A 14,826-nucleotide genomic window follows, 5' to 3' on the forward strand; every position below is an offset into this window, starting at 1 on the left:
GGGGGTGAAAGAAGATGAAGGCAACTGGAATCGTACGCCGAATCGATGATCTGGGCAGGGTAGTAATTCCAAAGGAAATCAGGCGGACGATGCGGATTAGAGAAGGAGATCCCCTCGAGATTTTCACCGACAGGGAAGGTGAGGTAATCTTAAAGAAGTACTCGCCCATTGGTGAATTAGGTGAGTTTGCCACAGAATATGCTGATTCCCTTAATGAAACTCTGGGCCATATCTCTTGCATCGCAGACAAAGACTCGATCATCGCAGTAGCGGGCGCCCCGAAAAAGCAGCTTATGAACAAACAGATTGGCAATGCAGTGGAAAACGTAATGGCAGAAAGAAAAATGGCTGTATTCAATGAACCTTGTTACTTAACTTCCGATGAAGATATCAATTACAATTCGGCGATTATTGCGCCCATAATAGCATCAGGTGACGCAGTCGGCGCAGTTATTCTCGCTACCAAGGAGCCGAACATACAAATGGGCAATCTGGAAACTAAACTTGCTGAAACCGCCGCCGGCTTCCTGGCTAAACAAATGGAATCATAAGACCAGGTAAAAATTAAGCGGCTACCTCAGGCCTAGCCTAACGGCAAAGCCTGTTTTTTTTGACTGCTGTTCAGTAGTCAGTAGTCAGCAGTCAGTAGCCAGAATATTTGGGGACGATAAACAGTTTTGGCCGACATCTTCAAAGGGAATATCATTTCATACTGACTACTGACTACTTTTTTTTCTTAAAAGTACAGGTCCCTGGCCCCGTCACTGATTTGCTCCAATCTGCGTCCCACCTCCCGCGCTACCGCTTGCCTGCCGACAAGCCCAAGCTGTCTGGCTATGGTATCCTCGCCAACCTGTCTGGTTTCAGGCGAAGCGTAGTCCAGCAAGAATTCTTTAAAGGTCAAAATGGCGTTGGGCTGACAGACGTTTTGAATTTCTCCGCTTTTCGCCAGGGGCATAAAGCGGTCACCGGTCCGCCCGCTCCGGTAGCAAGCCGTACAGAAGCTTGGAATATAACCGGAACGGCAAACACTACGGACAACTTCATCCAGGCTGCGCAAGTCTTCCAGCTTGAATTGGGGAGCTTCGTCCCCTTCACCACCTACTTTATCCTTGTAATACCCGCCGACCCCGGTGCTGGAACCGGCGCTGAGCTGGGATATGCCCACTGAGAGAAGCTCATCCCGAAATTCCGGGCGTTCCCTGGTGGAAATGAGCATTCCCGTATACGGCACCGCCAGCCGGATGATGGCGACCACTTTTTTAAAGTCGGCGTCCGACACCAGGTATGGGAATGCGTTCAGGTCCACACCCGCCGCCGGCCTCAGGCGGGGCACTGAAATTGTATGCGGGCCGACGCCGAAGACCTCCTCCAGGTGCAAAGCATGCAGCAGGATAGCCATTACTTCATACTTACAATCGTACAGGCCGAATAATACTCCCAACCCGACATCATCGATGCCGCCTTCCATGGCCCGGTCCATCGCGCAGGTGTGCCAGTCGTAATCGGACTTGGGGCCGGAAGGGTGCGCCACGGTGTAGGTGGGCCTGTGGTAAGTTTCCTGAAAAAGTATATAAGTGCCGATTTTAGCTTTTTTGAGAAGTTTATAGTTTTCAACGGTGGTGGCGGCAATATTCACATTAACCCGCCTGATGCTGCCTCTTTTTTCTTTAACTGAATAAATAGTTTCGATAGATTCCAGCACATAATCTATCGGGCAATTCACCGGGTCCTCACCGCATTCCACCGCCAGGCGCTTATGGCCCATGTCCTCCAACACCCGAACTTCTTGAATAATTTCCTGCCGGGAAAGCTTGTGGCGCCGGAATTTGTTGTCCCGGTGATAACCGCAGTAAACACAGTTGTTGACACAGTAATTGCTGATATAAAGAGGCGCGAAAAAGACCAGGCGCCGCCCGTAAATCTTTTCTTTTATTTTGCTCGCGGTATGATATATCTGCGCCAGTAAGCCAGGGTCCTCCACCTGCAGCAACACGGCCACTTCCTCAGGCGACAGACCTTTAGCGGCTTCCGCCTTTTTGATAATCCGCTCCGCCGCCTCCCGGGAAACGGTTTTAGCTTCACTCAACAATCCGACAATAAGCGCGTCATCAATAAAATCAGCATTTGCAATCGCCAAATTAATCACTCCTTAATTTTTTGCAGGCAATTTAAAGTTACCCGCTAGGTACGCGTTGTCCGAGTGGCCATAACCCCTGCCGACGCGGCGGCCGGCTTTTTCCACTATTTTCACCGCCTTGGCGTAGCTTTCCTCCGGGGTGTCGGACAACCCGGGCTTGCCCGGGTATATCTGGTAGTCTGCCTTGTAGGCGGCCGGCGTCATATTCGGCATAATCACGTTCGCCCCGCACCGCAGCGCCTTATCCCTGCCGCTCGGGTCAATTGTACCGGCGGCCGTGGTGGCGGGCATGTGTACACGGGGCAGCGCGAGCCGGGCGGCGGCCAGTGTTTTTAAGGTCAGCGCCAGTTTCCCGCCAGGGCATTCTCCCAGGGGAGTTTGACTGTTTGGGACAAACGGCCCGATACCGGCCATTTCCACCCCGGTTTCGCGCATCAAAAGGATGTCTCCGGCTAAAGTTTCCACAGTCTGCCCGGGCAGTCCGACCATGTTCCCGGAGCCGACCTGAAATCCCAGCTCGCCAAGCCACTTTAGCCTCTCCACCCGCTCCGCCAGGCTGGTGCCCGGCCGCAGGCCGGCAAACAGTTCCGCGTCGCAAGTTTCGTGCTTGAGCAGGTAGCGGTCGGCGCCCGCCTCGCGCATTTTTTCGTAGTCTTCCCGCGGCCGGTCGCCGATGGAGAGCGTAACCGCCACGTCCATCTCCTTTTTCAATAAATACACCGTTTCAGCAAGGATATCCGCCGTATAATAGCTGTCTTCGCCGGACTGGAGCACAATGGTCCGGCAGCCCAACCCGGCGGCCTGGCGGGCGTTATCCAGAATCTCATTCATGGTCATCCTGTACCTGGCCAGTTGCCGGTTGTTCCGCCGCAAGCCGCAATAAAGACAATTATTCGCACAGTAGTTGGAGAATTCAATAATACCCCGGATGTGCACCTCATCACCCATGAACTGTTTGCGAACCTGATCGGCAAGGCTAAAAAGAGCGGCGCTTTCTTCCTCATCAGCATCAATCAAAACAACCAGCTCTTCCTTTGACAGCTCCTTTAAATCACCGGCTTTTTTCAGCGCTTCACAAAATTCCGTTCTCATCCGCTCCACTCCAGTGACACATTGATAACCCCCGCACGGTAGAACAAATTCGCACGCGGCGACTTGCGGAAAGTCAGCACGGGCTCATGTACGGCCCCGTTGCTACCCTTCCAACAGCCGGCCGGCGGCAGGGAAAGGAGTAAGCGCCCGTTTTAAAATGCCGTGCAGGTAGGCGATTAAAACACCGTAATTTACCATGGGCACCCCGGCCCCGGCAGCTTCCGCCATTCTATGCAGCATCTGCCTGCGGTTTATCATACACGCGCCGCAGTGGACAATTAGTTGATACTGGTTTAAATCCTCCGGCATTTCGATCCCGCTGGCCCAGTCAAAATGAAGTTCGCCGCCCACCCGCTGGCGCAGCCAGCGGGGAATCTTCACCGTGCCGATATCGTCGGCCACACGGTGGTGCGTGCAGGCTTCCGCGATCAGGACCCGGTCTCCCGGCTTCAACCGTTCCACCGCCCGCACTCCCGCCACCAGGGCCTCCAGGTTGCCTTTATGGCGGGCAAAAAGAATGGAAAAAGAGGTCAGCATGATGTCCCCGGGGGTGTCGGCGTCCGCCTTCAAAAAGGCCTGCGAATCGGTGACCACCAGCTTGGGCTTACGGTTCAGGTCCTGGAGCGCCTGCTTTAATTCCCGCTCTTTCACTACAACGGCGCAGGCATCGTTGTCGAGGATGTCCCGGATGGTCTGCACCTGGGGGAGAATCAGCCTGCCCTTGGGAGCCGCCAGGTCAATCGGCACCACTAAAACCACGGTGTCGCCAGGGTTGATCAAATCGCCGATAATCGTCGGGGAAGCCCATTCCTTGGGCGCCGACTTGATTATTTCTTTTTTCAAATCTTCAATGCCCTGCCGGGTCACCGAACTAACCGTCACCATCCGGATACCCAGCTTTTCGCTTAATTCCTCCGGCGTTAGCTCAGGATTAAGGTCGACCTTGTTCAATACCCCGATTACAGGCACGCCCTGTTCCCTGGCTTTGCCGACAAGACTTGACTCATAACCGCCCGCGTCCTGTTCCGGATCAACAACCAGCAGCATTAAATCCGCTTTATCAAGCACATCTATCGTCTTTTTTACCCTTAACTCACCAAGTTCCCCCAAATCGTCTATGCCGGCCGTGTCAATAAGCACCACCGGCCCGACAGGCAAAATTTCCATTGACTTATAGACCGGATCGGTAGTGGTGCCGGGCACATCTGACACAATGGCGATCGTCTGGTTGGTCAGGGCGTTGATCAGACTTGATTTACCTGCGTTGCGCCTGCCGAAAATGGCGATGTGCAGCCTCTCGCCGCGCGGCGTCTCATTCAGTCCTCCCGCAGTCATGCAGTTCAACCCTCCTTTTTCAAACGCCTGGATCCGGCCACACCCGGCCTGGTCAATTCACCAGGGGCAAGGATTTCTTCCAGGTCTTTTTCGGTTAACAGGCCGGAATCAAGGACTACTTCTCTCAGCCGTTTCTTCTTTAGCGTGGCTTCCCGCACCATAAGCGCGGCCGAATCATATCCCAGGTGCGGCGTCAGGGCGGTGATAAAGGCGTGGCTTTCCTCCAGCCAGCGCCGGCACCTGGCCTCGTCAGCCTTAATTCCCTTGATGCACTTCGCATTAAAAATGTTCACCGCATTGTTCAATATTTCCAGGGACTGCAACAGGTTATGCGCGATGAGAGGCAGAAAAGCGTTTAATTCCAGTTGGCCGGCGGACGCGGCATAAGCAATCACCTGGTCGTTTCCCATTACCTGGCAGGAGATCTGGGTCACCATTTCCGTCATTACCGGATTGACCTTGCCCGGCATAATGGAGGAACCCGCCTGCATTTCCGGCAGGTTGATCTCGGCCAGACCGCCCAGCGGGCCGGAAGAAAGCAGTCTGAGGTCCCCGGCGATTTTAGCCAGATTGACCGCGCACGCTTTCAGGAGGCCGGAGACCTCAACAAAAACATCGGCGTTCTGGGTCAGGTCAACGGTATTCTCCGACCTGGCCAGCCCGTATCCCGTGAGCATCCTCAATTCCTCAACGACCTTAAATATATAGTTCAAATCAGCGTTCAGGCCGGTACCCACCGCCGTTCCCCCCAGGTTGACCTGGCGCAGCCGCTCCTCCACTTTATACAGCCGCCAGCGATCCCTGGCGACTGCCTCGGCGTAAGCGCCGAATTCCTGGCCCAGCGTCACAGGCACCGCGTCCTGCATTTCCGTGCGTCCCAGCTTGAGGATGCCGGCAAACTCCGCCTCCTTCTCCTGGAGGGCTGTTTGCAGGCCGGCGAGAGAATCGCTCAACTCCAGCACCATGCCGATTGCCGCTACCCGCAGGGCGGTGGAAAAAACATCGTTGGTGGACTGAGAAAGGTTCACGTGCTTCAGCGGGTGCACCAGATGGTAATCTCCCTTGCTGCCTCCGATTATTTCTATGGCCCGGTTGGCGATTACCTCGTTTACATTCATGTTGACAGAAGTGCCGGCGCCGCCCTGAAACGGGTCTACGATAAACTGGTCAATCAGACCGCCGGCGGCCACTTCGGCCGCGGCGGCTGCCACGGCCTCTCCAATTTCCCGGTCCAAAAGCCCGGCGCCGATATTGGCCTGGGCCGCAGCCTGCTTAACCTGAGCCATTGCCCGGATCAAAACCGGGTGCGCTTTCATGCCGGAAACCGGAAAGTTGCCCGCCGACCTTACGGCATGGATACCGTAGTAAGCGTCCCGCGGCACTTTCATTTCCCCCAGCAGGTCTTTTTCGATACGGTATGGCATGGCAACCTCCATTTATTTTTCCGCTGGTTTTTTCTTAACCAATGCCGATTTCACCTGAACCCCCATAATACCGCCCAGTTTTCCGGTCATGGCGCCAATTTCGTCAGTCGTGCCGTCAATAATCAGGGAAATCACGGAAAGATTCCGCTCCCGGTAAGGCACTCCCATTCGCCCGACAATTATTTCGGCGTGCTCGCTTAAAATGCTGTTGATCTTCCGGGCGGCATTCTCGCGGTCCTCCACCACTATTCCGATAACCCCGATGCGCTCTTCCAAAACCATCACCATCCTCCTGTGTTCTCTAAGAACAGATTCGCCTTTGACTGCCTTAAGACATATAAACGCCGGCTCATGTGCTGCCCTGCAATCCCCTCAAAAATATAAAGCCCTTTTCCCGCGACCATGCGAAAAAAGGGCTGCTTACTTAAAGCAAATGTACTTTCTCCTTGAGAGCAGGAACTTCCCTTTTTCGCAGAGCTGAATTTGTAACCCTTAGGTACGGAAAACCCCGTACCCTCAGGCAAATCTATTTTCCAATTTATTTTATCACTACCGGGTCTGAGAATCAATGCTTTTTGTTCGTCTGCAGCCAGCAATAAGCAGGCTGCTCAAACTTTTCCCTTATTGACGGTTCCGGTTAACCCCTTGTAAAGCGGCAGCTTGCCGGCAAAGGCAATTGACCCGATGATACAGAATATTCCGCTTGCCAGCACTGTCTCAGGAGTTCCGATAATATGGGCCAGACTACCGGCCAGCAAGCTGCCGACGGGGGCCATGCCCATGAAAGCCATTGTATAAAAACTCATTACCCGGCCGCGTTTTTCGTCGTCCACAATAATTTGCAGCATAGTGTTGCAGGAAGCCATTTGCGTGATCATGCCGAAACCGGTAATCAGCATTAAAAACATGGACGGCCAAAAAGATTTGGAAAGGGAAAAAAGGACTAAGCCGACTCCAAAAACACCAACAGCGATCGTCATATTCCTGCCCAAACCATGCAACTCTTTTCGCGAAGCCAGGTAAACAGCCCCGATCAAAGCACCTGTTCCGGACGCCCCCATCAAAAAACCGAGGGTGTGCGCACCTCCGTTCAGTATTTCTTTTGCAAAAACGGGCATTAACACAGTGTATGGCATACCAACCAAACTGACCAGGCCAATGATAAAAATAATGTACCTGATCGGTTTATAGCCAAAGGCATAAGCGAATCCCTCCTTCAGTTCATTCAATAAAAGCTCTCTGCCGCCGACTTTTTCTTTTTGTTCGATGCTCATCGCTAATAAAGCGATTATCACGGCTATGTAGCTGAGCCCGTTTAGCAAAAAACAAATTCCCTCCCCCACAGTGGCTATCAATATTCCCGCTATGGACGGGCCAACCAGCCGGGCGCCGTTGAACATTGAGGAATTCAGGGCGATAGCGTTTCCCAGATCCTCTTTCTTGTCGACGATATCCACGACAAATGACTGTCTGGTCGGCATATCAAAAGAATTGATCAGGCCAAGAAAAAAGCTTAAAGGAATAATGTGCCATACGGTCACATTACCTGTCAGGACCAGAATAGCTAAAATAAAAGCCTGGGTCATGGAAAGTGTTTGTGTCACCAACAGAATCCGCCGGCGGTTCAGCCGGTCCGCCAGCACGCCGGCGAACGGCGTCAGAAAGAAGGTCGGGATTTGTCCGGCAAACCCTACAATGCCGAGTAAAAATGCGGAATTGGTCAGGTCGTATACCAGCCAGCTCATGGCGATATTCTGAATCCAGGTGCCCACCAGCGAGATTCCCTGCCCGCCGAAGAAAAGGCGGTAATTTCGATAGCGGAAGGAACGAAACGTGAATTTGAGACCGCTGGTATTGTTATCAGGCTTGCGCTTAATAGAACTCATCTAATTATTTTATCCCCCGTTTGCTTATATAAAACTTTAATCTTTATAACGGATTAATTAGTTATAAATTTGTGTAAAGATTTTAATTTTCCGCGCAAATTACTTCCACCAGGGCTGGTTTTCCCAAATTTAATGCGGTTCTCATTGTGTTTTGGATATCCGCCGGGTCTTCAATACGATAGCCTGCAGCACCGCATGACTTTGCGTATTGAACAAAATCAGGCACTGTTAATTCGTGTCCAAAAGGAATTAACCCTTCGGCGAGCATTTTATTCTTCTCTATGCTGTAAACATGATTTTTAACAATTATAACGCAAATATCCAAACTGTAGCGCACACAAGTTAGAAGCTCACTCATGGAAGTAATAAAACCGCCGTCCCCGGCTATTGCTATCACCGGCTCTTCCGGGCGGGCGAATTTTGCCCCGATGGCGGCGGGCAGGCCGCAGCCGATACTGCGCCACCGGCCGGAAAGCAAAATCTCTTGTTGTCCCCCCTGAAAGCCCAAATTGAACCAATGAGTAAATTCACCTATGTCAAGGGCAATAATTGCCTCGCCAGGCATTATATCATTAAGAACCGTCATCAGTTTTAAGGGGCTGATTGGCCTGGTGTTGTTCACTGATTCTGCTGCCAACTCCTGCCTTCTGCTTTGTACCAACCCCTTAATTTCCTCCAGCCAATCCCGGTTAAAGCTATGCCCCTCCAGTCTTTGAAGCAAATTCTCCAAAATCAAACCGGTATCCCCGCTAATACTCTCAACGGTATTTTGATAAATATTTTCGAAACGATCATTTATTTGGATAACTTTTGTGTCTTGAGGAATGAATTCCCGCTCATAAGAAGCGGCTCCAATAATGATGATACAGTCTGCCTCGTGAAGAACCGGGGGAAGGTAGGCTTTTCCTATTCCTCCTAAATTCAGCTCATGCCTGCCGGCAATTTTGCCGTTGGCCTCCCTGGCGACTATTAATCCCGCGCCTAGCTGATCAACCAGTTTCACTACGTAATCTTTAACTGTTTTTGCCGTTCGTCCCGCGATAATAAGCGGCCTTTGAGCCCCCTGGACAACCTTTAAGAGGTTATCCAGGCTGCCTGAAACAAACGGTGTTGTATTTATTTCCACGAAACTAACGGGCACGGTTTCAATAGATGCAGCTCCGGCAAACACATCTTTGGGAACTGATATATGCGCGGCTGAATTATTTAATTTAGCGGTTCGCGTGGCTGCGACAAGCATACTTAACACTGACCCCGGTTTAACGGCGATGTTGGTTTGTGCTGCAAAGATATTAAACAAAGCCTGCTGATCAAAATATTGTTTTGCCCCGGCGCCGATTTTTTTTAATTCCACTTGACCGGTAATGGCTAAAACAGGACTTCCATCCATGAAGGCATCCGCCAGGCCGTTTAAAAGGCTCACTGCACCCGGCCCCGCGCCGGCGGCGCATACGGCCAGCCTGCCGGTTAATCTGGCTTCATAAGCAGCCATGAAGGCGGCATGAACCTCCCGGGTAACGGCGATAAATTTAATTCTATCCTGGCGGGTCACTGCGTCCAGCAAGGGGAATATCGCATCTCCAAGCACGCCATAGATTCTTTCCACACCCCATTCAGCCAGTTGGGCTAAGATCAAATCAGCAACATTGCCATTAATATGCATCCTGACAGCCCTTTCGTTTCATTATATATATTTTTTCTCAGTATTAATGAAAAATTCAGGATATAGAAAAGAAACCGGGGAAAAATAAAAAAAAGTCAGGAGGGGAAAAAATGGAGCAGCTAACCCAGATGGAATTGCTACAGCTTGAGGAATTATTGAGAGCGGAAGAACTGGCGGTGAAAAAGAGTGAATTTTTCGCGGACAACTGCCAAGACGCGGATTTAAAGAAAATTTTTCAAGAAAGCAGCAGAGTTCACCAGGGACACCTGGATGGGCTTCTTGGGCAGCTACGCAGCTTAAACGGTAAAACAGCGACAGGGGGCTCACTAATATGATGCCGCGCACAAGAAAAGGAGATGATTTGCTGGTGACTCTTGACGACAGGGACATGATCACAGACGCTTTGTTCATGCAGAAGCAGCTTATTGACACTTACATGACGGCTGAGCGTGAGTCCGCAAACAGTCACTTAAGAGAAGCGCTGCATGATTTTCACCAGGAGGAAGAAAACCTGCATACGAAAATATTTCACAGCATGCACCAGCGGGGCTGGTATAAGACCCCGGTAGCCGGTCAGCAGGCTATTGAAAACGCTATTATTAACTGGGAGCAAAAACTGGTGAAACAACCGGAGCTGAGAGCGTAGCAGACCTCTTAATGATACCCCGTCAGACGATAATAAGTCCGACGCGCTAAAAACGTCTGCCGGAAAAACGAAGCCATTACGCAAAATACCCAAAGGGCAGGTGATCTTTTTTGTTTGCATGGCTGACACGTAAAATTACCAACGCCGTCTCCGACAGCATGATGAGCCGGATGCTTCAGGACCCGTATACGGAAAATATTTATTCCATGTTTCCGATCGCAAATAAAATAGGTTTCAGAAACATTGTTGAGGCGAGCATGAGAGCAGAGTCCGGGAAGCCCATTGAGCGCCCTTTGGGAAGCCCGGTGGTTCTCTCTCCCTGGGAAAAACTTCTGTTTAATCCCGTCCACCTTTTCAAAATGCCGACTCAAGACGGTGTGGGAATTCATACGAGTGTGACTATCGGTCCCAAAGCTAAAAAACCGCTGCGTCTGGAAATTCCAATTCTCGTCAGCGGCATGTCCTACGGCGGCGCGCTCTGCTTAAAAGCAAAAGTGGCACTGGCCCGGGGGTCGTCAATGGCGGGAACAGCCACAAATTCCGGTGAGGCCCCATTGGTCGAGGAAGAAAGAAAAGAAGCCCGTTATTTCATTGGCCAGTACAATCGCGGTGGCTGGATGAATACACCGGAACAGCTGTCCCAACTTGACGCTATTGAGATTCAGCTTGGGCAAGGGGCGCAGGCCGCCGCGCCGATGAGCACAGAATCCACTCAAATCGGCAAAGACCTCCGCAAGGCCCAAAATCTAGAGCCCGGAGAAGACGCGGTAATCCATTCACGCCTAAAAGATGTAAACAACGTGCAGGACTTTATCAAACTGGTGGACAACCTGCGCCATGATTACGGTGTGCCCGTGGGTCTTAAATTCGCGGCAACCCATCACCTGGAAAAAGAGCTGGACATTGCGGTGGAAGCCGGAGTGGATTATATCGTTATAGACGGTTCAGAGGCAGGGACCCACGGCGGACCGACAATCCTGCAGGATGACGTGGGCTTGCCCACTTTACACGCCTTGTCCAGAACGGTAAAACATCTCGATAAATTAGGCGCGAAAGATTATACCAGCGTGATCGCCGCCGGCGGGCTGGTCAATCCCGGGCACTTCTTAAAAGCCATGGCGCTTGGCGCAAACGCCGTATACATCGGTTCGATAGCGCTGATTGCCATGCTGCAGACTCAGATGAACAAAGCCCTGCCCTTTGAACCTGCCCCGCAGGTGCCTCTGTACCTGGGAAAGTTCAAAGAAGATTTACGCGTCGATAAAGCCGCGGAACATCTGGCAAAATTTTTGAAGTCCTGCGTGGAAGAAATGAAGCTGGCGGCTTACGCTCTGGGCAAAACCGATCTGGCTCAATTCTCCCGGGAGGACATGGTCTGCGTGGACAAGGATTTAGCCTGGTTTTTAGATCTGGATTATGCCGGCTTTTCTCACGAAGAACAACAACTTGCCCGGGAAATTCACCAAACTATACCTGACTGGCCGGCAGACAGAGCAGAGGAGCAGGAGTCTCCCGTTATTAAAAACATTCACTAGAATTTTATAGCAAGCAGAACTTCTGCTCTTATTTTATTACTTTATCTTTCAGCCATGGCCGTATAGTTGCGTTTTTGGGAAACGCTCTTGTATGCCGGCCTGATGATCTTGCCGTCGTTGACGATTTCTTCGATACGGTGCGCGCTCCAACCGGCTATTCTGGAAATAGCGAAGATCGGTGTGAACATCTCCGGGGGGATGTCCAGCATTCGGTAAACAAATCCCGAATAAAAATCAACATTCGCGCTTACACCTTTATACATTTTACGGTACTTTGCGATAACTTCAGGCGCCAGCTGCTCAACCTTTAAGTAGAGGTTATATTCATCTTCCAGGCCCTTCTCCATCGCAAGCCGGGCGATATGTTCCTTAAAAATGACGGTCCGTGGATCAGATATTGAGTAAACGGCATGTCCGATACCGTAAATCAGCCCTGAACGGTCAAAAGCTTCTTTATTGATTAATTTGGCAAGATAGCTTTCAATCTCTTCGTCATCATGCAAATCCCTCACTGTTTGCTTCATATCCTCAAACATCTGAATAACCTTGATGTTGGCTCCCCCATGTCTCGGCCCTTTCAGCGACCCGAGCGCCGCGGCTATTACAGAGTACGTGTCTGACCCGGACGATGTCACTACATGCGTCACAAAGGATGAATTGTTGCCCCCGCCGTGCTCGGCATGAAGAACTAAAGCAAGATCAAGCAGCGCCGCTTCAAGCTTTGTGAAACTGCTGTCCGGTCTTAACATGTGCAGGATATTTTCCGCGGTGCTGAAATCCGGCCGCGGACTGTGTATATACAGGCTGTTGTTTCCGTGGTAATGAGAGTATGCCTGATAGCCATAAACCGCGAGTGACGGGAAACAAGCGATTAGCCTGACGCATTGTCTTAAGACATTTTTAATGGAAGTGTCATCCGCGTTGTCGTCAAAACTATATAGAGCCAGCACGCCCCTTGCCAGCACATTCATCATGTCCCTGCTCGGCGCTTTCAAAATCATATCGCGGACAAAATCCTCGGGCAGCTTTCTATACTCGGAGAGAAGCCGCTCAAAATCCATCAATGTTTCCTTATTGGGGAGATCTCCAAAGAGCAGCAAAAAACAAGTTTCTTCAAAACCATAGCGGCCGTCTTCAAGGAAACCTTTTACGATATTATTAATATCTATACCCCTGTATATTAATCTGCCCGCGACAGGAATAGTTTCATTTTCATCAATTATATAGGCGTGAACCTCGCCGATCTCTGTCAGACCCACAAGCACGCCCTTCCCGTTTAAATCACGCAGCCCTCTTTTTACGTTATATTTACTGAATAACTCAGGTTCAATAAAGTTATTTTTTTCAGCTATGGCACACAATCCATCAATTATTTTTCCTTCGATCTTTTCCAAGTTGTCATTTTTCATAAAACAATACCCCCTCGGGAAAATTTCTTCTGAATATACAAATAGATAAGGAGGAAAACAACTAACCGATTATTAAATTAGAATAATGATGGCAACAGCACAAGGAACTGATATGTACAACCCTAAATTGATTCATTGCATTGCAACAATGAAACTAAATCTCATGTTATTACGAATCATTCTTATACCCTATATAAATAGTATATCAAATATTAGTTTTGGTGTAAAGAAAGCACTGGGGTAAAAAATATAACCACCTTTCCTAATATTGACCATTATCAATATATAAACATTAAATAAATTATTTATTTAGCCATATTTCCCAATTATCTTTAAAAATTTGCATATAAAGTATAAATCTTGCGGCTTTGCTGCATCTTTTTAAACTTTTCCAATATTCCAGCCACATAACTACCGCAGTTACATTTCCAAAACTATTGATACTAATTTCACTGCTTCTAAAGCAGTATTTTTGGTATACATGGACTTTATAGCCTAGATGCAAGCAATCTTGATTGGCGATTATCTTTCTAAACATTGGTGCCTCAATAACACCCTGCTATCATGAGAAGCGGTTTTAGTTATTTTTATATAACGACAAAAATTGATACAGATTAAAAAAATTTTTATTGATTAACATAGTTCGATATTGTTCTCATGGCTTGAGTGCTATAATAATTAATAGAAATCCAAGAATATTTTGGCAAACAAGGAAATATTATGACAGTCTCCATATTTAGGACAGCACTGAAAAGTCAGGGTTCTTCCGTTGCTGTTATTACAAAAGAAATTCCGATTAGAGAAGGCTTTAAGTTTTCTCGAAATTAATCGAACCTGGAAGGGAGGTGAATTTGAGTGGTTGCAAAAAAACAAGAAAAGATCCGTGTGCCTCCGAAAATCAAGACTCAAGGATGTGTACCTAGCTAACAAATGATTAATAATTAATGAAAGGGGTAAGTAAAAGAATGAAAAAGTCGATTTATTGTTATGTTATCGGACTGGCCCTTTTGCTTTGCCTTTTTAGTGGCGCGGCAACGGAAAAAGCGTTTGCTTTCAATAGCAGCCCACCGAATGATAATGGAGATATGACCCCTATGTCAGGATACTTTAGCCCTTCCTATCAAGTAATAAATGATGTCTCCGGCATAAATATTTATCCATATATGAAAAGTCTTGGCACTTCCGACGGCAATGTTATTTATCAACTTGGTCTAAGCGTTGTTAGTAGTCAATATACTCCCTGGTATGTATCGATCGCACCCAGCGGCGGGTATGTTTACAAGTCTAACTATACCTATGGTTCAAGTGCTGTATTTACTAGTAATGGTAATGTAGATACTCCTTTATACAATACCAGTACGTCGGCTTTTCCGGACACTTTATTAAAATTTACCACATACCCGCACGCAACTCACACGGTGGATATTAGCGTAACGGTCAACGTGAATGGTCAAAGCCTTACAAAAACGATTAGACTGAACGATTCCAGAATTAGTTCTTAATTCGCGGCAGGTTGGTAAATATTATCGTAGGTTGGTCAAAAAGGGGCTTGCAAATTTCTCTGCAAGCCCCTGGCCGGTACCAAAAGTAGCGCTCAATCTCACTATAAAACGGTTATATTGTTAAATAAATGTCATCAACAATGAAAAATAATCCAGAATTATTTTGTCAGTTTAAAGGAATTATTACTTCTGTG

General features: G+C 49.1%; 15 protein-coding genes. 5 read left to right on the top strand and 10 right to left on the bottom strand.

Translation table 11 applies throughout. The features are described from left to right. Positions 1 to 14 precede the first annotated feature (14 nt). A complete protein-coding gene (spoVT, locus tag L9W92_RS03805) occupies positions 15 to 551 on the top strand; it encodes a stage V sporulation protein T (RefSeq protein WP_240082420.1) in 537 nt (178 codons plus the stop codon). A 185-nt stretch (positions 552 to 736) separates the two neighbouring features. On the opposite strand, the gene hydG is transcribed toward spoVT, so the two are convergent. The 8 genes from hydG to L9W92_RS03845 form a co-directional block, all read right to left on the bottom strand. Continuing rightward, the gene (gene hydG / locus L9W92_RS03810) at positions 737 to 2,140 is read right to left on the bottom strand and encodes a [FeFe] hydrogenase H-cluster radical SAM maturase HydG (RefSeq protein ID WP_240082421.1); all 1,404 of its coding nucleotides are present in this window, start codon (positions 2,138 to 2,140) and stop codon (positions 737 to 739) included. Between the two features lie 12 nt (positions 2,141 to 2,152). Then, positions 2,153 to 3,232 (bottom strand): [FeFe] hydrogenase H-cluster radical SAM maturase HydE, encoded by a 1,080-nt coding sequence (gene hydE, locus L9W92_RS03815; RefSeq protein ID WP_240082422.1) that lies wholly within the window; start codon positions 3,230 to 3,232, stop codon positions 2,153 to 2,155. A gap of 102 nt (positions 3,233 to 3,334) precedes the next feature. Next, positions 3,335 to 4,567: a [FeFe] hydrogenase H-cluster maturation GTPase HydF gene (gene hydF / locus L9W92_RS03820; RefSeq protein WP_240082423.1), complete on the bottom strand. Its 1,233-nt coding sequence runs from the start codon at positions 4,565 to 4,567 to the stop codon at positions 3,335 to 3,337. Positions 4,568 to 4,572: 5 nt separating this feature from the next. Beyond that, on the bottom strand, positions 4,573 to 5,991 hold the full coding sequence (locus L9W92_RS03825) for an aspartate ammonia-lyase (RefSeq protein WP_240082424.1): 1,419 nt from the start codon (positions 5,989 to 5,991) through the stop codon (positions 4,573 to 4,575). Positions 5,992 to 6,003: 12 nt separating this feature from the next. Further along, positions 6,004 to 6,273 (bottom strand): TM1266 family iron-only hydrogenase system putative regulator, encoded by a 270-nt coding sequence (locus L9W92_RS03830; RefSeq protein ID WP_376741779.1) that lies wholly within the window; start codon positions 6,271 to 6,273, stop codon positions 6,004 to 6,006. Continuing rightward, positions 6,273 to 6,587, bottom strand: a complete 315-nt coding sequence (locus L9W92_RS03835; RefSeq protein WP_240082425.1) for a hypothetical protein — start codon at positions 6,585 to 6,587, stop codon at positions 6,273 to 6,275. Before L9W92_RS03835 ends, L9W92_RS03830 begins: the two co-directional genes overlap by 1 nt. 12 nt (positions 6,588 to 6,599) lie before the next feature. Beyond that, on the bottom strand, positions 6,600 to 7,877 hold the full coding sequence (locus L9W92_RS03840) for an MFS transporter (RefSeq protein ID WP_240082426.1): 1,278 nt from the start codon (positions 7,875 to 7,877) through the stop codon (positions 6,600 to 6,602). 82 nt (positions 7,878 to 7,959) lie between these two features. Continuing rightward, positions 7,960 to 9,540: a thiamine pyrophosphate-binding protein gene (locus L9W92_RS03845; RefSeq protein WP_240082427.1), complete on the bottom strand. Its 1,581-nt coding sequence runs from the start codon at positions 9,538 to 9,540 to the stop codon at positions 7,960 to 7,962. A gap of 110 nt (positions 9,541 to 9,650) precedes the next feature. On the opposite strand from L9W92_RS03845, the gene L9W92_RS03850 reads away from it, so the two are divergent. The 3 genes from L9W92_RS03850 to L9W92_RS03860 all read left to right on the top strand — a co-directional run bounded on the left by L9W92_RS03850 (position 9,651) and on the right by L9W92_RS03860 (position 11,721). Next, a complete protein-coding gene (locus L9W92_RS03850; protein WP_240082428.1) occupies positions 9,651 to 9,875 on the top strand; it encodes a ferritin family protein in 225 nt (74 codons plus the stop codon). Continuing rightward, positions 9,872 to 10,186, top strand: coding sequence for a spore coat protein (locus L9W92_RS03855; RefSeq protein ID WP_240082429.1), 315 nt, complete (start codon positions 9,872 to 9,874; stop codon positions 10,184 to 10,186). The genes L9W92_RS03850 and L9W92_RS03855 overlap by 4 nt, the downstream gene beginning before the upstream one ends. A gap of 110 nt (positions 10,187 to 10,296) precedes the next feature. Further along, positions 10,297 to 11,721 (top strand): FMN-binding glutamate synthase family protein, encoded by a 1,425-nt coding sequence (locus tag L9W92_RS03860; RefSeq protein WP_240082430.1) that lies wholly within the window; start codon positions 10,297 to 10,299, stop codon positions 11,719 to 11,721. Positions 11,722 to 11,762: 41 nt separating this feature from the next. Here the strand turns inward: L9W92_RS03860 and L9W92_RS03865 are convergent, their stop codons facing one another. Together L9W92_RS03865 and L9W92_RS03870 are read right to left on the bottom strand one after the other, a co-directional pair. Next, positions 11,763 to 13,130 (bottom strand): citrate/2-methylcitrate synthase, encoded by a 1,368-nt coding sequence (locus L9W92_RS03865; RefSeq protein WP_240082431.1) that lies wholly within the window; start codon positions 13,128 to 13,130, stop codon positions 11,763 to 11,765. Positions 13,131 to 13,431: 301 nt separating this feature from the next. Next, positions 13,432 to 13,668: a hypothetical protein gene (locus L9W92_RS03870; RefSeq protein WP_240082432.1), complete on the bottom strand. Its 237-nt coding sequence runs from the start codon at positions 13,666 to 13,668 to the stop codon at positions 13,432 to 13,434. 427 nt (positions 13,669 to 14,095) lie between these two features. Here L9W92_RS03870 and L9W92_RS03875 point away from each other — a divergent pair, with 427 nt between their 5' ends. Continuing rightward, positions 14,096 to 14,632 (top strand): hypothetical protein, encoded by a 537-nt coding sequence (locus L9W92_RS03875; protein ID WP_240082433.1) that lies wholly within the window; start codon positions 14,096 to 14,098, stop codon positions 14,630 to 14,632. Positions 14,633 to 14,826 lie beyond the last annotated feature (194 nt).

The organism is Pelotomaculum terephthalicicum JT (assembly GCF_022410535.1).
Taxonomy (GTDB): domain Bacteria; phylum Bacillota; class Desulfotomaculia; order Desulfotomaculales; family Pelotomaculaceae; genus Pelotomaculum_D; species Pelotomaculum_D terephthalicicum.